This window comes from Bradyrhizobium sp. USDA 376 (assembly GCF_054063675.1).
In genome coordinates this window covers 4,067,921-4,086,316 of record NZ_JBSSGN010000001.1, presented here as the reverse complement: position 1 = coordinate 4,086,316, position 18,396 = coordinate 4,067,921, and the positions used below count along the sequence as shown (strand labels likewise).

General features: G+C 65.2%; 17 protein-coding genes. 13 read left to right on the top strand and 4 right to left on the bottom strand.

Features of this window, described 5'->3' with window-relative positions:
* Positions 1-88: 88 nt before the first annotated feature.
* From ACVJ19_RS19160 to ACVJ19_RS19125, 8 genes are all read left to right on the top strand, one after another.
* Positions 89-1,009: a LysR family transcriptional regulator gene (locus tag ACVJ19_RS19160; protein WP_453950577.1), complete on the top strand. Its 921-nt coding sequence runs from the start codon at positions 89-91 to the stop codon at positions 1,007-1,009.
* Positions 1,010-1,152: 143 nt separating this feature from the next.
* On the top strand, positions 1,153-2,640 hold the full coding sequence (locus tag ACVJ19_RS19155; protein ID WP_453950576.1) for a caspase family protein: 1,488 nt from the start codon (positions 1,153-1,155) through the stop codon (positions 2,638-2,640).
* Positions 2,641-2,952: 312 nt separating this feature from the next.
* Positions 2,953-4,632: a SulP family inorganic anion transporter gene (locus ACVJ19_RS19150; protein ID WP_453950575.1), complete on the top strand. Its 1,680-nt coding sequence runs from the start codon at positions 2,953-2,955 to the stop codon at positions 4,630-4,632.
* Positions 4,633-4,885: 253 nt separating this feature from the next.
* Positions 4,886-5,065 (top strand): hypothetical protein, encoded by a 180-nt coding sequence (locus ACVJ19_RS19145; RefSeq protein WP_453950574.1) that lies wholly within the window; start codon positions 4,886-4,888, stop codon positions 5,063-5,065.
* 146 nt (positions 5,066-5,211) lie between these two features.
* Positions 5,212-6,477 (top strand): ABC transporter substrate-binding protein, encoded by a 1,266-nt coding sequence (locus ACVJ19_RS19140; protein WP_453950573.1) that lies wholly within the window; start codon positions 5,212-5,214, stop codon positions 6,475-6,477.
* 155 nt (positions 6,478-6,632) lie between these two features.
* Positions 6,633-7,475: a carbohydrate ABC transporter permease gene (locus ACVJ19_RS19135; protein ID WP_453950572.1), complete on the top strand. Its 843-nt coding sequence runs from the start codon at positions 6,633-6,635 to the stop codon at positions 7,473-7,475.
* Between the two features lie 3 nt (positions 7,476-7,478).
* On the top strand, positions 7,479-8,552 hold the full coding sequence (locus tag ACVJ19_RS19130) for a carbohydrate ABC transporter permease (RefSeq protein WP_456739412.1): 1,074 nt from the start codon (positions 7,479-7,481) through the stop codon (positions 8,550-8,552).
* A complete protein-coding gene (locus tag ACVJ19_RS19125) occupies positions 8,453-9,499 on the top strand; it encodes an ABC transporter ATP-binding protein (RefSeq protein WP_456739527.1) in 1,047 nt (348 codons plus the stop codon). Before ACVJ19_RS19130 ends, ACVJ19_RS19125 begins: the two co-directional genes overlap by 100 nt.
* 161 nt (positions 9,500-9,660) lie before the next feature.
* Here the strand turns inward: ACVJ19_RS19125 and ACVJ19_RS19120 are convergent, their stop codons facing one another.
* The 3 genes from ACVJ19_RS19120 to ACVJ19_RS19110 form a co-directional block, all read right to left on the bottom strand.
* Positions 9,661-10,023, bottom strand: a complete 363-nt coding sequence (locus ACVJ19_RS19120) for a hypothetical protein (RefSeq protein ID WP_453950569.1) — start codon at positions 10,021-10,023, stop codon at positions 9,661-9,663.
* 114 nt (positions 10,024-10,137) lie between these two features.
* Positions 10,138-11,469, bottom strand: a complete 1,332-nt coding sequence (locus tag ACVJ19_RS19115) for a Spy/CpxP family protein refolding chaperone (RefSeq protein ID WP_453950568.1) — start codon at positions 11,467-11,469, stop codon at positions 10,138-10,140.
* 90 nt (positions 11,470-11,559) lie between these two features.
* Positions 11,560-12,984 (bottom strand): FAD-binding oxidoreductase, encoded by a 1,425-nt coding sequence (locus ACVJ19_RS19110; protein WP_453950567.1) that lies wholly within the window; start codon positions 12,982-12,984, stop codon positions 11,560-11,562.
* Between the two features lie 88 nt (positions 12,985-13,072).
* Between ACVJ19_RS19110 and ACVJ19_RS19105 the strand changes: the two genes are divergently transcribed.
* Entirely contained in the window at positions 13,073-13,579 is a 507-nt protein-coding gene (locus ACVJ19_RS19105; RefSeq protein WP_453950566.1) for a thioesterase family protein, read from the top strand.
* 196 nt (positions 13,580-13,775) lie between these two features.
* On the opposite strand, the gene ACVJ19_RS19100 is transcribed toward ACVJ19_RS19105, so the two are convergent.
* Positions 13,776-13,949 (bottom strand): DUF1328 domain-containing protein, encoded by a 174-nt coding sequence (locus ACVJ19_RS19100; protein WP_247559015.1) that lies wholly within the window; start codon positions 13,947-13,949, stop codon positions 13,776-13,778.
* 232 nt (positions 13,950-14,181) lie between these two features.
* Between ACVJ19_RS19100 and ACVJ19_RS19095 the strand changes: the two genes are divergently transcribed.
* From ACVJ19_RS19095 to ACVJ19_RS19080, 4 genes are all read left to right on the top strand, one after another.
* Positions 14,182-16,770, top strand: a complete 2,589-nt coding sequence (locus ACVJ19_RS19095) for an ATP-dependent helicase (protein ID WP_456739411.1) — start codon at positions 14,182-14,184, stop codon at positions 16,768-16,770.
* A gap of 8 nt (positions 16,771-16,778) precedes the next feature.
* Positions 16,779-17,063, top strand: coding sequence for a type II toxin-antitoxin system HicB family antitoxin (locus ACVJ19_RS19090; protein ID WP_453950565.1), 285 nt, complete (start codon positions 16,779-16,781; stop codon positions 17,061-17,063).
* Positions 17,064-17,151: 88 nt separating this feature from the next.
* Positions 17,152-17,568: a hypothetical protein gene (locus ACVJ19_RS19085; protein WP_063689208.1), complete on the top strand. Its 417-nt coding sequence runs from the start codon at positions 17,152-17,154 to the stop codon at positions 17,566-17,568.
* On the top strand, positions 17,568-18,239 hold the full coding sequence (locus ACVJ19_RS19080; protein WP_453950564.1) for an OmpA family protein: 672 nt from the start codon (positions 17,568-17,570) through the stop codon (positions 18,237-18,239). The genes ACVJ19_RS19085 and ACVJ19_RS19080 overlap by 1 nt, the downstream gene beginning before the upstream one ends.
* Positions 18,240-18,396: the final 157 nt, after the last annotated feature.

The window sequence follows — 18,396 nt, the reverse complement described above, 5'->3', positions numbered from 1 at the left end:
TCCTTTGCGGCGCACCATGATCTATTCTCATTTCGATGATAATCTGCTATTTTCGAAATATACTTCACACCAGTGGAGTGAGATAGCCTTGCTCGACCGCCTGACCAGCCTGGAGGTCTTCGCGAAGGTCGCCGCGGCCGGCAGCCTCTCCGGCGCGGCCCGGGCCATGGGCCTGTCGCAGACCATGGTGACCAAGCATGTGGCTGCGCTGGAGGCGCGGCTCGGCACAAAGCTGTTCCACCGCACCACGCGGCGGCTCTCCATCACCGAGGCCGGACGGAGCTATCTGGAATCCGCCGAGCGCATCCTCGCCGACATGGAGACCGCCGACGCCGCGATCGCGCGCGAACGCGTCGAGCCGCGTGGACTGCTGCGCGTCAACGTCCCCGTCGTGTTCGGCACGAGGCAGATTGCGCCGGCGATCGCGGAATTTTCGACGGCCCATCCCGAGGTCACCGTCGAGCTCGGTCTCAACGATCGCCTCGTCGACCTCGCCGAGGAAGGCTGGGACCTCGCGATCCGCATCGGCAGCTTGCGCGACTCCAGCATGGTGGCGCGAAAGCTCGCGCCGAACCGCCTCGTGGTTTGTGCCGCGCCTTCATATCTCGCCAGGCACGGCACGCCGCGCACCGTCGCCGACCTCGCCGGACACAATTGCCTCGGCTACACGCTCTCGCAGCAGGCGAGCGCGGCGGAATGGCTGTTCGGCGCCGAGGGCGAGATCCGCGTCCAGGTCAGCGGCACCTTGCGTGCCAACAACGGCGATGCGCTGCGCGCGGCGACGCTGGCCGGCCTTGGCCTCGCGCGACAACCCACCTTCATCATCGCCGACGATCTGCGCTCAGGCGCGCTCGTCGCGCTTCCGCTCGACCAGCCGGAGATCCAGACGTCGGCGGTGCATGCGGTCTACCTGCCCGACCGCCGTCCGCCGGCCAAGGTGCGCGCCTTCATCGACTTTCTCGCCGCGCGCTTTGCGCCTGTGACGCCCTGGGACCGCGGACTGCCGTGACGCGCTACGGCCGGACGCGCCGGCCGGGCAGACATCCTGCCCGATTTGTCGCACGCCAAGCGTGAGCCAGCGCACAGACGGCGTCATGGTACGGATCTAGAAAAGGCGGCATCATCGCGCGCATTGCCGATGGAGGTGACATCATGCGCCGTCCAGTCCTTTCCAATTTGCTGCTTGCATCCGGCCTTCTTGCTCTCACACAACTGACGATGCCGACCGATGCCGCGGCCGAAGCGCGGCTTGCGCTGGTGATCGGCCAGTCCGCCTATCGCACCGTGCCGGAACTGCCCAACGCCGCCAACGACGCCAAGGGCATGATCGAGCTGCTCGGCAATGCCGGCTTCACCGTGACGTCGGCGGCCAATCTCGGTCAGAACGAGATGCGCGCGGCGATCTCGGATTTTGCCGGCAAGGTCAGCGCCAGCGGCGCCGACACCGTCGCGCTGGTGTTCTATGCCGGCCACGGCCTGCAGATCGACGGCGAGAACTATCTGGTGCCCGTCGACCTCGACCCCAAGCGGGAGGCCGACATTCCGCTCCAGGGCGTGCGGCTGAACGACATGCTCAACACGCTCGGCGCGCTGCCGACGCGGGCGCGCATCTTCATGCTCGATGCCTGCCGCAACAACCCGTTCCCCGCGCTCAGCGGCGCCGGCCACGGGCTTGCGATCGTCGACACCAAGGCCGGCGCGCCCGGCTCCTTCATTTCCTATTCGACCTCGCCCGGCGCCGAAGCTGAGGACGGCAACGGCATCGACAGCCCCTACACCACGGCCGCGCTGACCATTGCCAAGCAGCCCAATCTGCCGATCGAAGAAGTGTTCAAGCGCATCCGTGTCGCGGTGGCGCAATCGACCGACGGACGGCAGATCCCCTGGGAAAGCTCGTCGCTGACGACCGATTTCAGGTTCTTCGGCGGCGAGAGCGGCGGTCAGCCGGCTCTGCCGGGCGCATCCGCCATGGCGCTCGCCGGCGGCACGCGCAGCGTCGCGGAGTGGCGCCGGGATTTGCAGGGCAAGGAGCCGAAAGCCGCCTATGAGCTCGTGATCACTGAGGACACCGTGGAGGCGTATCAGGCCTATATCGAGCTGTACGCGCAGGACGCCCGCACGCCACGCCTGCGCACGGTGGTGGAGCGCCGGCGCCAGATGCTGGCCTGGGAGCGCGCGGTCGCGATCAACACCCGCGCCTCGTTCGAGGCTTACCTCGCGAACTGGGACAGTAGCGATCTCGCGGCAACCGCGCGCCGGCTGCTGCTCCGCGTGCAGAACCGCAACTATGCGCTGCCCGTGGCCGCGGCGGCCGCGCCCGCTCCGGTCGCCGTCGCGATGGCGCCGACCTGCCCGTGCTCGACGCCCACGCCTCCGGCGAGCCCGGTCAACCCGGCCGTGGCGCCTGTCATCAAGAAGCGCGTCGACGACACCCCGCCGAAGCGCAAGGTGGTCGAGACGCCGCCGAAGCCGCGCCGGCCGCCGCCTGAAGACGTGGTCTACGAGCGCGCACCGCCGCCGGATCGCGGCCCGCCGCCCGGCGCCATCATGCAAGGCATCGGCATCGGGATTGGCATCGGCATGGGCATGGGTGGTGGCGGCCGCGGCGGCGACTATCACAACGACCGCGGCCGGTACTGACGGGGACGCGCGCGATACGGAGGACACTATGTCCTCCGTCATCCTGAGGTGCTCGCATGGGACGCAACGCGTCCCATGCGAGCCTCGAAGGATGAGCGGCCCCGAGACAGCCGGGCCGTCGCCCTTCGAGGCTCGCCGAAGAGGCGAGCACCTCAGGGTGACGGAGATGGATTGGTGCGCAGTTTCGTCACTTCGTTCCTTGAGCGCAGCGGAGCGCATCCGGGGCACGAGAGCCGCGGTTATCATCTGCCCCTCTCCGGAAATGCTGTAGTCTGGACTCACCGACACCAGCCTTTCCGGGATTCCAGATCGATGCCGCACGACGCCGACGCCAATAGTTCAAAAGAGCACGCATGGCCGCTGTTCCGCTCGCTCGCCTCCTATTCACTGCCGGGCGACCTGATGGCGGGGCTGACGCTGGCGGCGATTGCGATCCCCGAGCAGATGGCCACCGCGCGGCTCGGCGGCTTTGCGCCGCAGATCGGCTTCTTCGCGTTCATGGCCGGCTCGCTCGGCTTCGCGCTGCTCGGCGGCAACCGCTTCCTGTCCTGCGGCGCGGACTCCACGATCACGCCGATCTTCGCCGGCGGGCTGGCCGCGCTCGCCGCGGTCGGTTCGCCGGAATATCAGGGGTTTGCGGTCGCGCTGGCGCTGATGGTCGGCGCGATGATGCTCGCCGGCGGCGCCTTCCGCCTTGGCGGCATCGCCAACCTCCTGTCGGTGCCGGTCATGGTCGGCTTCCTCGCCGGCATCTCCGTCCACATTATCGTGTCGCAATTGCCCGGCGTGCTGGGACTGAAGCCGCCGAGCGGGCCGACACTCGATCGCATCGGCGTGCTCGCCGGCGAGCTCGGCCGCAGCAATCCCTTCACGCTGTGCATCGGCCTCGGTGTGCTCGCAACGGTCTTCGTCTCCGAGACAATCAGCGCGAAAATTCCGGGCGCGCTGATCGGGCTCGTCGCCGCGACGCTGGCCGTGATCAGTCTCGGTCTCGAAAGCAAGGGCGTCAGCGTGGTCGGCGTGGTGCCGGGCACGCTGCCGCGGCTCACCCTGCCCGAGCTTGCGCCGGAGCATTGGGTCCACCTAGTGTCGCTCGCCTTCGTGATCACGGTCGTGGTGATGGTGCAGACCGCCGCGACCACGCGCTCGTTCCCGTCCGATCCCGACAAGCCTGCCGATGTCGATCGCGACTTCCTCGGCGCAGGCGCCGGCAGCGTGCTGTCCGGCCTGTTCGGCGCGTTTCCGGTCAATGCCAGCCCGCCGCGCACGGGGATCGTCGCCGAGACCGGCGGACAATCGCAGCTCGCAGGGCTTGCGGCCGCGGCAATCGTGCTGGCGCTGCTCGTATTCGGCACCGGACTGCTGCAACACGTTCCCGACGCGGCGCTCGGCGGCATCCTGCTGTTCGTCGCGCTGCGCATCATCCGCGTCAAGCAGATCGTCACGATCTACCGTCAATCTCGAAGCGAATTCCTGCTGATCGTCGCGACCGCGGCGCTGATCATCGTGCTGCCGATCCAGCAGGGCGCGTTCCTCGGCATCGTGCTGTCGCTGCTGCACGGCATCTGGAGCACGACGCGGGCGCGGCTGGTCGAGTTCGAGCGCGTGCCGGGCACCACGATCTGGTGGCCGGCCCATCCGCACATCAGCGGCGAGCGCATCGATGGTGTTGCCGTGATCGGGCTGCAGGCGCCGCTCTCCTTCCTCAACGCACCGGGTTTCCGCAGCGACGTGGCCAAGGTGCTCGGCACCGCGACGCCGCGACTGCTGGTGCTGGAAGCGAGCGGCATGGTCGAGATCGACTTCACCGCCGCGCAGATCCTGCTCGAAATCTTCAAGGCGTGCAACGAACAGGGCGTCACCGTCGCGCTGGCGCGGCTGGAATCGGTGCGCGCGCAGAACGCGTTCGAGCGCTTCAGATTGTACGACGCCCTGTCCCGCGAGCGCGTCTTCCACAGCGTGGACGAGGCCGTGCGCAAGCTGGCGAAATAGTCGCCTTCACGCGGTCCGCCGCCCAAGGGGGCGATACTTTTGGTCGCCGGCCAGTTCACGGATCGAGACCGTGGCCTCCGCGTCAAAGCTAGCACTTGATTTCCTGCTGCGACGGGCGAGAATGACGTCGCGCCAGCTTCCGGTACCGAACTTCATATAAGACGGGGAAAACCTGCTTGGCCGCGGCTATACCGTCGCTGCGCGGGAGGGATCGTTATGACGGTAGGGCTCAAGCGCTCGCCGCAGCGCCGACATGATCCAGGCCGCCGGTCGTATGGCCGTTACGATTGGGAGCGATGCAATCGTGCCGCTGCACCGCGAAGAACGCCCCCTGGTTCGCGGCGAACTGGCCACCCCGGCGCTGCAAGCGGAACACCACCAAATGATCATCGAGCCAATGCAGTGCGCAGGCATCAACGCGCGCATGTGTTGACCCACGGAGACGTAATCGACTGAAAGGGACTCCAAGCCGGCGCAAGACTGGCCGTAGGGCATCAGCTCGGACACATCGAGGAGGGATGCATGACGACAGTAACCCGACGTAACGTCCTCAAGGGCGGTACCGCGCTTGCCGGCGGCATGGCCGGCATCCTGGCGGTTGGTAGGGCGCCCGCCTATGCGCAAGCCGCCACGGTGCACTGGCTGCGCTGGACCGACTTCGTTCCGGCGTCAGATCAGCTTCTGCGCAACGAAATCGCAAAGGAGTGCGAGAAAGCGCTCGGCATAAAGCTCAATATCGAGACCATCAACGCCAACGACATCCAAGCCCGCGTCACCTCGGCGATCCAGTCGGGGTCAGGCCCCGACCTCGTCTGCGTCCTCAACAATTGGGGGCAACTTTACGGCGAGAGCGTCATAGACGTCAGCGACATCGCTGAGGAACTCGGCAAGGGCCAGGGCGGCTTCTACGAAACATCCCGTGCTGTCGCCAATGACGGCAAGAAATGGATCGCAGTGCCGTGGTGCATCGTTGGCCTGCAGATCGCATACCGAAAATCCTGGTTTGCCGAGATCGGCTACACCGATGGAAAATTTCCCCAGACGTGGGAAGAGTATCGTGAGGCCGGCAAGAAGCTGAAGGCAAAGGGACGGCCCATCGGCCAAACGCTGGGTCACACCTTCGGCGATGCGCCTGCCTTCGCTTACCCCTATCTGTGGTCCTGGGGCGGCAAAGAGGTCGAAGCAGACGGCAAGACGGTTGTGCTGAACAGCCCAGCAACGGTCGAGTCGGTGAAGTTCTTGGTGGCCTTCTGGAAGGATGCCCACGATGAAGGCGGGCTCGCCTGGGACGATTCCAACAACAACCGCGCTTTTCTGTCCGGGACGTGCAGCGCCACGCTCAATGGCGCCTCGATCTACATCGAGTCCCTGCGCAAGCCGGATACCTACAAGACGGAGGCAGGCGGGCAACTGAAGGACGACATCCTGCACGCCGCGCTGCCCAAGGGCCCCGGCGGGCAGTTCAGCTATCACGTCCCGTTCTCGAACCTCCTGATGGGTTATTCGAAGAACCAGGATGCGGCGAAGAAATTCCTTGGCTGGATTCACTCCAAGGACGTCTACGACAAGTGGTTCGTCTCCCAGAAGGGCTTCTCGGTCGGCCCGACCACAGATTGGGAAAAGCACAAGCTGTGGGGCGACGACCCGATCATGCTGCCCTACAAGCAAGCGGCGCGCTCAGGGCGCTTCGCTGGCTACCAAGGGCCCTCTACGCGCAAGGCAGCCGAGGTCGTAACCAAGTACATCATCATTGATATGTACGCAAAGGCCGTCCAAGGCATGCCCGCCGAGGATGCCGTGAAGAGGGCAGAGGTTGAGCTCCAGAAGGTCTACGCCGGAGGTTAAGCCGTCCCCCTCCCCATTTTTCGTGGGGAGCAAGGGGATCTTCCGGCCGACGAGGATCGAACATGGCGATAAGCGCGGTTTCCGCCACCACGCTCCGCGAAGCGCCCCCTCCGCGGCGACAACGGTTGCTCGAGGACGAGCGCTGGCTGGCGTTCGTGCTGCTGGTGCCGACCATCGTGCTGCTCGGCATGTTCATTGCCTATCCCTTCATTCGAGGGATATTGCTGTCGGTCACCAGCTCGCGCGTCGGTATGCCCGGCGACTTCGTCGGCCTCGCTAACTTCTACAAGATCTTCAATGACGGGATCTTTCGCACCTCCGTTTACAACACCTTCGTCTATACGGGCGTGACCACCGTCTTCAAGCTGGCGCTCGGGCTGTGGCTGGCCATGCTGCTCAACCGTAATTTCCGCGGCAAGGCTTTTACCCGTGCTTTCATCCTGCTGCCTTTCATTATCCCGACCGTGCTCTCGACTTTCGCCTGGAAGTGGATGTTCGACCCGACGTTCAGCGTTCTCAATTGGCTTCTCTACCATTTCGGCTTGATCACCGGTCGGATCAACTGGCTGGGCGATCCGGACCTCGCCATGATCTCGATTATCATCGTCAACATCTGGCGCGGGGTGCCGTTCTTCGCCATCAGCCTGCTTGCCGGCCTGCAGACCATCAGTCCCGAACTCAACGAGGCCGCCGCCATCGACGGCGCCAAGCCGTGGCAGCGATTCTGGCACATCACCTGGCCACTGCTGCTGCCCGTGACCATGGTCGTGGTACTGTTCTCGGTGATTCAGACGTTCGCCGACTTTCAGATCGTCTATGTGATGACGGGCGGCGGACCAGCCAACGCGACACACCTGTTCGCCACCTACGCCTATCAGATCGCCATCGGCACCGGCCTGTTGAGCGAGGGCGCCGCCATCGCGCTCGCAATGTTTCCAGTCTTGTTTCTGGTCGTCATCATCCAGCTTCTCTACATCCGCCGCGTGGAGGTCCGCTGAGCCATGATCGAAGGTGCAATCTGGCGAAAGTGGGTGTTCTTCTACGTCCCCATGGCGCTGTTCCTGCTTTTCCTGCTGTTCCCGTTCTACTGGATGGTGATCACTTCGGTGCGGCCGGACGGCGAGCTTTACCGGCCCTGGAATGCGATCAACTACAATCCGTTCTGGACCTGGAAACCGACCTGGGACCATGTCAGGTACCTGTTCGCGGAGACGCTGTTCGCATCGTGGCTGTGGAACACGACGTTCATCGCGCTCGCGTCAACCGCTATCTCGCTCGTGTGCGGCGTGTTCGCCGGCTATGCTCTGTCGCGCCTGAACTTTCCATTTGCCGGCAGCCTGGGTACCGGCATCTTCATCACCTATCTGGTGCCCCAGACGCTGCTGTTCATTCCGCTGGCCGAGATGATCCGCAACTATCGGCTGGGTGATACGCCCTGGGCACTGATTCTGACCTATCCGACCTTCCTTATTCCGTTCTGCACCTGGCTCATGATGGGCTACTTCAAGGCTGTGCCAAGGGAGCTCGAGGAATGCGCGCGCATTGACGGCGCCTCGCGCTGGCAGGCCATGCTCTACATCGTCATCCCAGTGGCGATCCCGGGCATCCTCTCGGCCGGCATCTTCGCTTTCACGCTGTCGTGGAACGAGTTCATCTATGCGCTTGTCTTCCTCTCCTCGCCTGAGCAGAAGACTGTGCCGGTCGGCGTCACATCGGAGCTGATCCGCGGCGATGTATTCTACTGGGGACCGCTGATGGCTGGGGCCCTGCTTGGATCGATACCGGTTGCTATCGCCTATTCGTTTTTCGTCGAACACTACGTCGCAGGATTGACCGGATCGGTGAAGGGGCTGACAGCACCACGGATCAAGGGGATTCGAAAGCGCGCATGCAGACTGCGCATAGGCCGTTGGCAGGCAGGTGGAAGCGAATGGGCCAGGTCGTCCTCAAGGGGATCAACAAGTTCTTTGACAGCGTGCACGCTGTCAAAGACGTCAATCTGCAGATCCGCGACAAGGAGTTCGTGGTGTTCGTCGGACCGTCCGGCTGCGGCAAGACCACGACGCTCAGGATGATCGCCGGGCTTGAAGCGATCAGTTCCGGCGACATTTCCATCGACGGCAACGTGGTCAATGAATTGGCGCCCATGGACCGCGACATCGCCATGGTGTTCCAGAACTACGCGCTCTATCCGCATATGAGCGTATACGAAAACATGGCATTCGGCCTGAAGATGCGCAAATTCGAAAGGCCCGAGATTGAGAAGCGCGTGCGCGAGGCGGCCGACATCCTCGGCATCGGCGAATTGCTAAAGCGCAAGCCGCGGCAGCTCTCTGGCGGCCAGCGCCAGCGGGTGGCTTTGGGCCGTGCCATCGTGCGCCACCCCCGCGTGTTCCTGTTCGACGAGCCGCTGTCGAACCTCGATGCCAAGCTGCGGGTGCAGATGCGCGTTGAGCTCAAGAAGCTGCATCTGCGTCTCGGCACCACCGCCATCTACGTTACCCACGATCAAGTCGAGGCCATGACGCTGGGTGACCGGGTCGTCGTCATGAAGGACGGCGTGGTGCAGCAGGTGGGGGAGCCGCTCGAACTGTATAATCAGCCCGCCAACAAGTTCGTCGCCGGCTTCATCGGCTCCCCGGCCATGAATTTCGCCGCCGTTAGGGTGACCGAGGCGGACGGATCGCTGATCGCCGAGAACTCCGGCCTGCGCATCAAGCTGCCGGACGAGATCGCGCTGCGCCTGCGCGGCCATATCGGGCGCGAGGTCATACTCGGTGTGCGGCCGGAGGACCTCACCGTGGCGGGTGGCGCTGATCTCGACCACCCGTGCTTCGATGCTGTGATTGAGGTGGTCGAGCAACTCGGCTCGGAAATCCTGCTCGATATGAAGGTCGGCGAGAGTATCATGGTGGCGAGCGTCGAGCCGACCGCGAGGGTGAGGGTGGCCGACAAGCTGCGCGTTGCCATGCGGCGTTCCAGGCTTCACGTTTTCGACGCGCAGACCGAGGCGGCCATCTGACGCCAGCAATGCGGGCCTCGCGTACCGGATTTGCGAGTGCACGCCCTTAGAGCCATTTCCGTTCCGATGGAATCGGAACGGGGCTCTGGATTCTTGTTTTGACGCGTTTTCTTTACGCGAACCGGTATCCACTTCGCTCGAAAACGCTCTAGGCCAGCGCCTTACTGCGCCAGTGTCGGATGATCCCGCTGCACCGTCTCGCGAATCCAGCTGGCATGGATCGCGCGAAACAGGATCTGCGCGGTCTTGAGGTCGCCCGCCTCCATGCAGAGATCGACGATGCGATGGACCGCATCATCGCGCATCAGCCCGTCCGAGATCTTCATCGCGATCTCCATCGCGACCTTGGCCGCGCGCTCGTAGCGCGCGCTTTCGCGCTTGTCGTTGCGCGCAGACCCCGCCGCACTCGCGGCCGCCGCCTCGCAGATCGCACGAATGCGCGCCGCGGCCTCGATGTCGCCGAGCGGTCCCTCGATGGCTTCGTCCCAGATGTCCTGTCGCGTCTCGCGCGCGAACCACGTCATCGCACCACCATCCGCGATCTTCGAGCCGTCATATTGCCGTGCTTCAACCTCTCTCCAGCATAGAATGGCCTGCCAAGATCGGCGAGGCGATTTTTTCCGTCGCGCTCCACGCATTCACGACGTCCGACGTGGTCCGATGGCCTCGAACTGCGCCTTCTGTTCGTCATTCAGCGTGGCGTAGAAATCCTCCAGCGCCGCGCGCACCGACTTGACGCCATCGAGCATCATGTCGAGCCGCTTGCGGGCCGCGGCCATCCGCGCCGGCGGCGTCATCACCTCGCTGGGCTGGCAGGCCGCCTTGAGCGATGCGCTGACCTTGGCACTGGTATCCTGGAGCACCTGTAGCGCGGCGCGCTGAGTGTCGTTGGGATGAAGCCGGGCCTCGATGTCGGTGCCGGGCCAATCGAGCGCAGCAGGCGCACCGCAGGTCTGGAGCAGCGATCCCCCGCTGGCGTTGGAAGCCGCTACGCGACGCTGATCTTCCGCCAGCGCGTTGAACCGCGCCTTCTGCTCGTCGGTGAGCGAGCCATAGAATCGATCGAGGGCGGGCTGAACGAGATCGACGGCTTTCACCATCGCCTCGACACGCTGCTGCATCGCCGCCAGCCGGCCGGGTGCCGTCGCCGCGACCTGCGTCGGACAGGAAGTGCGGATCAGCGCTGCAGCGTCGATCGAGGCATTGCCGAGCGCATCGAGCATGGCACCTTGCGCCTCGGTCGGCTGCACCGCCGCGGCGATCTGGTCGATCGGCAGACCGACGATTTCGCGGCGGTCGCTGCCGCATAGCTGATCCAGCGCAACGCCGCGCGCTTGCCGCCGTCCCTGCGGGCGCTGCGGCAGATAGGCCGACAGCCCATCATAGCCGTAAGGGCCGAACAGGCCGGCATAGATGTCCGGATAGCCGTAGCCCCAGAAGCCGAGACCGTCGCCCCAGATCGTGTAGTCGTAGAGATCGTTATAGGCGAACGGCCAGAACAGCGGTCCGACCCAGCCGTAGCCGCCGCCCGGATGCTGCCACCATCCGCTGCTGGCGCCATGCCAGCCCGCGAGCGCGGCCGCCGCCGTGATCTGGGCGCGTGCCGCCGGATTGCTGATCAGACGACCGTTGCGAAAGGCGCTGGAATGGACGTTGAGAGCGTTGCGGAAATTCGCAGGGCGCACGGACGCATTGCGGATCTGACCGAAATTCGCGCCGTGTCGGGCGCCGGTTGCGAACCGCATCGCGCGATGATGACCGCCGCCATGCGCATGCCCGAAGCCGTGGCCACGGAAATGGCCCCCGCCGTGATGACCACCGCCATGGCCGCCGCCGTGATGGCCACCGCCATGCCCGCCGCCGTGACCACCGCCATGGCCGCCACCGTGTCCGCCGCCCTTGCCGAGAGCCGTCCCCGCCAGCAGGCAGGCAAGCGCCATCACGGCAATTCCAATGACCGGTCGCAACATCGCATCCTCCCGCAAAGCCGCGCCATGAGGCATCGGAAATTTGTCGGGAATTGGAACCGCTCCGGCTGCCAAAAGTTCCCGGACCGCGTGCTACGCCTCCGGCACGATCTTGCCGGGGTTGAAGATGTTGAGCGGATCGAGCGCCTTCTTCAGCGCCCGCATCGCGTCCAGCGCCTCTGGGCCGAGCTCGGCCTTGAGGTATTTCTGCTTGCCCTGGCCGATGCCGTGCTCGCCGGTGCAGGTGCCGTCCATCGCCTGCGCGCGCTCAACCAGGCGATGCATGAACTCCTCGCCGCGCGCCATCTCGTCGGCATCGTTGGTGTCGCAGACCAGCGAGCAGTGGAAATTGCCGTCACCGACATGGCCGACGATCGGCGACAGCAAATTGAGGCGCTCGAGGTCTTCCTCGGTCTCGCTGACGCAATCGGCAAGCCGCGAGATCGGCACGCAGACGTCGGTCGCGACCACGCCGATGCTGTCGCCGGGGCGCAGCGCCTTGACCGACCAATAGGCGTCGTGCCGCGCCTGCCACAGCTTCGTGCGGTCTTCCGGCTTGGTGGTCCAGGAGAAATCGCCGCCGCCGCAGTCCCTGGCGATCTCGCCGAAGGCCTTGGACTGCTCGGCAACCTCGATCTCGCTGCCGTGGAATTCCATCAGCAGCAGCGGCGTCTCCGGCAATGTCAGCTTCGAGTACGCGTTGCAGGCCTTCACCTGCGCGGCATTGAGCAGCTCGATGCGCGCCACGGGAATGCCGGTCTGGATCGCCAGGATCACGGCCTGACACGCCCCGTGCACGGTCTCGAACGACACCGCGCCGGCCGCGATCGTTTCGGGAATGCCGCGCAGGCGGATCGTCAGCTCCGAGATAATGCCGAGCGTACCTTCGGCGCCGATGAACAGATGCGTGAGGTCGTAGCCCGCGGACGATTTCTTCGCGCGCGTGCCTGTCGTGATGATCTCGCCGTCGCCGCGCACGACCTTCAGCGCCAGCACGCTGTCGCGCATGGTGCCGTAGCGCACCGCGTTGGTGCCGGAGGCGCGGGTCGAGGCCATGCCGCCGAGGGAGGCGTCCGCGCCGGGATCGATCGGGAAGAACAGACCCTGGTCGCGCAGATGCTCGTTGAGCGCCTTGCGGGTGACGCCGGGCTGGATCACGCAGTCGAGGTCCTCGGCATGCACGGCCAGCACCTTGTTCATGTCGCGCAGGTCGATCGAGATGCCGCCGGCGGGCGCGTTGACCTGGCCCTCCAGCGAGGTGCCGGTGCCGAAGGCGATCACGGGCACGCGGTTCTTCGCGCAGATCCGCACCACGTCCTGGATGTCGGCGGTCTCCTGCGCCATCACCACGCCGTCCGGCGGCTGGTTGACGATCCACGTGGTGGTATGGCCGTGCTGCTCGCGAACGGCCTGCGAGGTGATGAGGCGGTTGCCGAAGCGTGCGGCAAGCTGTTCCAGCGCGCTCGCGAGGGCTTTCGGCTCCGGCCGCGGCGGATTATTGGTGATGGTCGTACCCACGGAAATTCCTCCCGACGAGAAGAGACCGTGGCAAAGGACATATAACCGGTCAAGTCAAGGGACCGGACGCATAGCTTGGGAAGGACACATGCCGGAGACTGCCGCCACAACGCCAAGCGCAGAGCCATTCAGCTCCTCGATCATGCAGGTCGAGCCGCAATGGATCGACTACAACGGCCATCTCAACATGGCCTATTACAACGTCATGTTCGACCGGGCGATCGACGAGTTCTGGCTCGAGCTCGGGATGGGGCCGGCCTACATGAAGGAGCGAGGGGGCTCGAGCTTCACCGCCGAATGCCATGTGCGCTATTTGCGCGAGATCCATCTCGGCGATCCCGTGCAGATCCTGGTGTGGCTCTTGGAAGCCGACGACAAGCGGCTGCACACATTCGAGGAGATGAGGCACGGCACCGAGGGCTGGCTGTCCGCAACCTCGGAGAACATGTCGCTGCACATGGACATGAAGGCGCGGCGCGTTGCGCCGTTTCCGCCCGACGTCCAGCAGCGCATTGCAGGCGTCGCCAGGGCCCACAGCGCCCTGGTGCGGCCCGAGGGCATCGGCCGCAGCGTGGCGATGCCCTCGAAGCGGTAAGTTCAACGCGATCGAGCAGAGAATCTCAGCAGCGGCCTGAGCGCGCGCCTCGTCCTTCGAGACGACCGCTTCCAGCGGTCTCCTCAGGATGAGGCTAAGCAGCATCTGTGTCCGTTGAAACTGCTGTCACACACTCCGCCCTCATCCTGAGGGCCCGCCGGAGGCGGGCGCTCGAAGGATGGCCGCAGGGAAACACCTATATCCTGTTGCGCCCGCGGGCGAAGCCGACCACGGCCGAGACCAGGAACAGGACGACCGCGATGAAGAAGATGATCTTGGCGATCTCGATCGAGGCACCGGCGATGCCGCCGAAGCCCAGGATGCCGGCGATCAGTGCGATAACCAGAAACGTCACAACCCAGCCTAGCATGGTCAAACCCTCGTCTTGATGTCTCTCGGCACGGCTGGCCGCGCCACCTGCCCAGACAATCTCGACGCGGGAACGATGGTTCCGGCACGTAGAACGGCGAAATTCACGCCCACCACAGGAACAAATCGCCCCGTTGCGCACGTGGAAAACCCCTCCCCGCCGCCCCATATAGGGACCAATCCCTGTTAAGAAGGCTCCCTCCCGTCACCCCGCGGTGCCATCGTGGGGCCAAATGATTCGCATGACCGAGCCGAGCAAGATCAACAGCGTACCCGACCACCAGCCCGCAGCCGGCGGCATCGCCGCGCGTGCGCGCGCCTCGGTGGGCCCGAAATATCTGTCCGGGCTCAATCCGGAGCAGCGCGAGGCGGTGGAGACGCTGGACGGCCCGGTCCTGGTGCTGGCCGGCGCCGGCACCGGCAAGACCCGCGTGCTGACGACGCGCATCGCCCATATCCTGAGCCAGGGCCGCGCCCGCCCCGCCGAGATCCTGTCGGTGACCTTCACCAACAAGGCCGCGCGCGAGATGAAGCACCGGCTCGGCCAGATGCTCGGCCACGCCGTGGAAGGCATGCCGTGGCTCGGCACCTTCCACTCCATCGGCGGCCGCATCCTGCGTTTCCATGCCGAGCTGGCGCAGCTCAAATCCAACTTCACCGTGCTCGACGTCGACGACCAGGTCCGGCTGCTCAAGCAGCTGCTGCAGGCCGAGAACATCGACGACAAGCGCTGGCCGGCGCGCATGCTGGCCGGCCTGATCGACGGCTGGAAGAACCGCGGCCTGATGCCGTCGCAGGTGCCCTCGGGCGAAGCCGCGATGTTCGCCAACGGCAAGGGCGGCAAGCTCTATACGAGCTATCAGGAGCGGCTGAAGATCTTGAACGCCGCCGATTTCGGCGATCTCCTGCTGGAGAACATCCGCATCTTCCGCGAGCACCCGGATATCCTCAGGCAGTACCAGCAGCGCTTCAAGTTCATCCTGGTGGACGAGTACCAGGATACGAACGTCGCGCAATATCTGTGGCTGCGGCTGCTGTCGCAGGCGCCGTCGTCTTCCTTCGCCTCTCCCCGCTTGCGGGGAGAGGCCGACGCGCAAAGCGCGGCGGGTGAGGGGGACTCTCCGCACACCGAGCTCGTGGAGGCAGCCCCTCACCCCGACCCTCTCCCCGTGAAGGACGGGGAGAGGGAGAGAACCAAAAACATCTGCTGCGTCGGCGACGACGACCAGTCGATCTATGGCTGGCGCGGCGCGGAGGTCGACAACATCCTGCGCTTCGAGCACGATTTTCCCGGCGCCAAGGTGATCCGCCTCGAGCGCAACTACCGCTCGACCGGCCACATCCTCGCCGCCGCCTCGCATCTGATCGCGCATAATGAGGGCCGGCTCGGCAAGACGCTGCGCACCGAGGACCAGGACGGCGAGAAGGTCACGGTCACGGGCTCCTGGGATTCGGAAGAGGAAGCGCGTGGCATCGGCGAGGAGATCGAGCAGATCCAGCGCCAGGGCGAGAAGCTCAACGAGATCGCCATCCTCGTGCGCGCCTCCTACCAGATGCGCGAGTTCGAAGACCGTTTCGTCACGCTCGGCCTGCCCTATCGCGTCATCGGCGGCCCGCGCTTCTACGAGCGCGCCGAAATCCGCGACGCGCTGGCCTATTTGCGCGTCATCAATTCGCCAGCCGACGATCTCGCCTTCGAGCGCATCGTCAATACGCCGAAGCGCGGCCTCGGCGATGCCACCGTGCAGATGCTGCACGACCACGCCCGCAAGCGCCGAATTCCCTTGTTCGAGGCGGCGCGGGCCGTGGTCGAGACCGACGAGCTGAAGCCGAAGGCGCGCGGGTCACTTCGCGACCTCGTCGCCCAGTTCGACCGCTGGCGCGCCCAGCGCGAGGTCACCGCGCACACTGATCTGGCCCAGATCGTGCTCGACGAGAGCGGCTACACCGAGATGTGGCAGAAGGACCGCTCGGCGGATGCCGCGGGCCGGCTGGAGAATTTGAAAGAACTCGTGCGCTCGATGGAGGAGTTCGAGAACCTGCAAGGATTCCTGGAGCACATCTCGCTGGTGATGGACCGCGACAGCGGTGCCGAGGACGACGCGGTGTCGCTGATGACATTGCATTCGGCCAAGGGCCTCGAATTCGACAACGTGTTCCTGCCGGGCTGGGAGGAAGGCCTGTTCCCGAGCCAGCGCACGCTGGACGAACAGGGCCGCGCCGGCCTCGAGGAAGAGCGTCGGCTCGGCCATGTCGGCCTGACCCGCGCCCGCCGCCGCGCCATGATCTATTTCGCGACCAACCGGCGCATCCACGGCACCTGGTCGACCACGATCCCCTCGCGCTTCCTCGACGAATTGCCCGCGGCCAATGTCGAGATCACGGAATCCAAGGGCGGCTCGGCCTGGGGCGGCACCGGCGGTTATGGCGCCTCGCGCTTCGACGACATGGAGGCGTTCGGCTCGAGCTACTCGACGCCAGGCTGGCAGCGCGCGCAGGCCAACCGCAATCGCGGCGGCGGCCGCAATAGCGGTGGCCGAAGCGGCGGCTTCGAGGAAGAAGCCGCGACGTTCTCGTCCTCCTCGTCATCAGGCCCGGATTTCGGCAGCTTCTCCTCGCGCCGCCGCGGTCCCCTGACGATCGAGGGCGAGCTGGTCGCCAAATCCACCGGCACCACCTCGGAATTCGCGCTTTCCGACCGCGTCTTTCATCAGAAATTCGGCTACGGCCGCGTCACCAAGATCGACGGCAACAAGCTCACCATCGCCTTCGACAAGGCCGGCGAGAAGAAGGTCGTGGACAGTTTTGTGCAGCGGGCGTGAGGCCCGATATGGCTCAGTACGTTGCCATCATCGAGGACGCGGATCCGGACGCCGTCAGCCTGTGGTTTCCCGACCTGCCGGGCTGCATCTCCGGCGGCGACGATGTCGACGAGGCCATGGAGAATGCGCCCGAGGCGCTCGCATTCTATGCGCAGGACCTGATCGAGGACGGCCGCCAGCTTCCCCCGCCGCGGACGTTGGACGAGCTCGAGGCCACCCCGGAATTTGCCGACGACCTCAGGAACCACACCGTCGCCCTGATCGAATGGCCGCCCCTCACCGACGCCGAGTGAGGACTGTTCGCCGCACTCGCCGGACTCTCGACAGTTCTCCCCCGAACAGCCCTTGACCACCGTGAACTTCCCCGTATCAGATAAACCCATGGTCCGGGGCTCCATCACATTGATCGTGCTGGCATTGGTTATGCCGTCGCTTGCGGCGGCGGAGACCATGAGCTTTGGCGATTCGATCGGAAAGCTTGCGGCGAGCTGCGGGGCGGAAATCGTCGCCAATTGCCGCGGCGTCAATCCGGACTCGACCCGGCTGAAGGAGTGCCTGTCGCGCAACCGCGACGTGCTCTCGCCGCAGTGCGCGAGCGACTATTTCGGCGTCTTCGACGCCATCCAGAAGCGCGTCGCCGCGCGCGTCACGGTGGCGAATGCCTGCCAGCGCGAGATCGTCAAGGTCTGCGGCGGCTCGACCAAGGAGACCAGCAAGTCGATCCCCTGCCTGGTCTCGACGCCCAAGGGCATCAGCAACAACTGCCTGAAGGCCGTCGACGACGCGGGGTATCGCTGATGCGCGCGAAGGGGCTCTCCACCGCCGGACTATGCATCGCGCTCGGTCTCGCCTTGCTCGCGGGCACCGCCGCCGCGCAGACGGCCGCGCCGACCCGCGATGACATCGTCGGCAAGCTCAACCATTTCGAACAGGCCGCCGAGGTCGACCTTCCCGCGCTGAAGCAGCAGGTGATGGAGCGCGCCAAGGCCCGGATCAAGAACGATCCCGGTCCGGTCAACCGCCCGCTGATCGCGCCTGACCTCGCGAGCCTGCCCGCCTTCAACGCGCAGATCCAGTTCGACGCCGACACGCCGATCATCCAGCCGGCGTCCTACCAGACCGTCGGCCGCATCGCGGACGCGCTGGTTCATTCCTCGCTGCTGCCCTACACCTTCCTGATCGTCGGCCATGTCGAATCCAATTCGAAGACGCGCGAGGCCAACGCGATCCTGAGCCAGCGCCGCGCCGACGCGATCCGCGACGTGCTGGTGAACACGTTCAAGATCTCGACCAAGCGACTGCATCCGATCGGTCTCGGTGAGGAGCAGTTCCTCGACCGGGCCAAGCCGACCTCGGCCGTCAACGGCCAGCTGCAGATCCTGACCTACGCCAAGCTGCCGGAGGACGCGCCCGCGCATCCGGCTGCGGCACCTGCGCCTGCGGCGAAAAAGCCCGCCAAGAAGCGGTAAGCAGACGCTCCCAAGCGTCCGACGGAACCCTTTGAAGTCCTGACCGTTTTGTGATCTGTCGCACAGCGCGACGGTATGGTCTTGCGCGACAATAGTGCCGGTTTGTGCACCGCCCTATCCGGTGCTATAGGCTTTTTTCGTCCTTCCCCGACCCCGT

Excerpts from the sequence above, each read along its gene's own strand:
- ACVJ19_RS19155 (WP_453950576.1), top strand. The coding sequence starts at position 1,153 with ATGCGCCGTCCAGTCCTTTCCAATTTGCTGCTTGCATCCGGCCTTCTT.
- ACVJ19_RS19150 (WP_453950575.1), top strand. The coding sequence starts at position 2,953 with ATGCCGCACGACGCCGACGCCAATAGTTCAAAAGAGCACGCATGGCCG.
- ACVJ19_RS19145 (WP_453950574.1), top strand. The coding sequence starts at position 4,886 with ATGATCCAGGCCGCCGGTCGTATGGCCGTTACGATTGGGAGCGATGCA.
- ACVJ19_RS19140 (WP_453950573.1), top strand. The coding sequence starts at position 5,212 with ATGGCCGGCATCCTGGCGGTTGGTAGGGCGCCCGCCTATGCGCAAGCC.
- ACVJ19_RS19130 (WP_456739412.1), top strand. The coding sequence starts at position 7,479 with ATGATCGAAGGTGCAATCTGGCGAAAGTGGGTGTTCTTCTACGTCCCC.
- ACVJ19_RS19120 (WP_453950569.1), bottom strand. The coding sequence starts at position 10,023 with ATGACGTGGTTCGCGCGCGAGACGCGACAGGACATCTGGGACGAAGCC.
- ACVJ19_RS19115 (WP_453950568.1), bottom strand. The coding sequence starts at position 11,469 with ATGTTGCGACCGGTCATTGGAATTGCCGTGATGGCGCTTGCCTGCCTG.
- ACVJ19_RS19105 (WP_453950566.1), top strand. The coding sequence starts at position 13,073 with ATGCCGGAGACTGCCGCCACAACGCCAAGCGCAGAGCCATTCAGCTCC.
- ACVJ19_RS19100 (WP_247559015.1), bottom strand. The coding sequence starts at position 13,949 with ATGCTAGGCTGGGTTGTGACGTTTCTGGTTATCGCACTGATCGCCGGC.
- ACVJ19_RS19095 (WP_456739411.1), top strand. The coding sequence starts at position 14,182 with ATGATTCGCATGACCGAGCCGAGCAAGATCAACAGCGTACCCGACCAC.
- ACVJ19_RS19090 (WP_453950565.1), top strand. The coding sequence starts at position 16,779 with ATGGCTCAGTACGTTGCCATCATCGAGGACGCGGATCCGGACGCCGTC.
- ACVJ19_RS19085 (WP_063689208.1), top strand. The coding sequence starts at position 17,152 with ATGGTCCGGGGCTCCATCACATTGATCGTGCTGGCATTGGTTATGCCG.
- ACVJ19_RS19080 (WP_453950564.1), top strand. The coding sequence starts at position 17,568 with ATGCGCGCGAAGGGGCTCTCCACCGCCGGACTATGCATCGCGCTCGGT.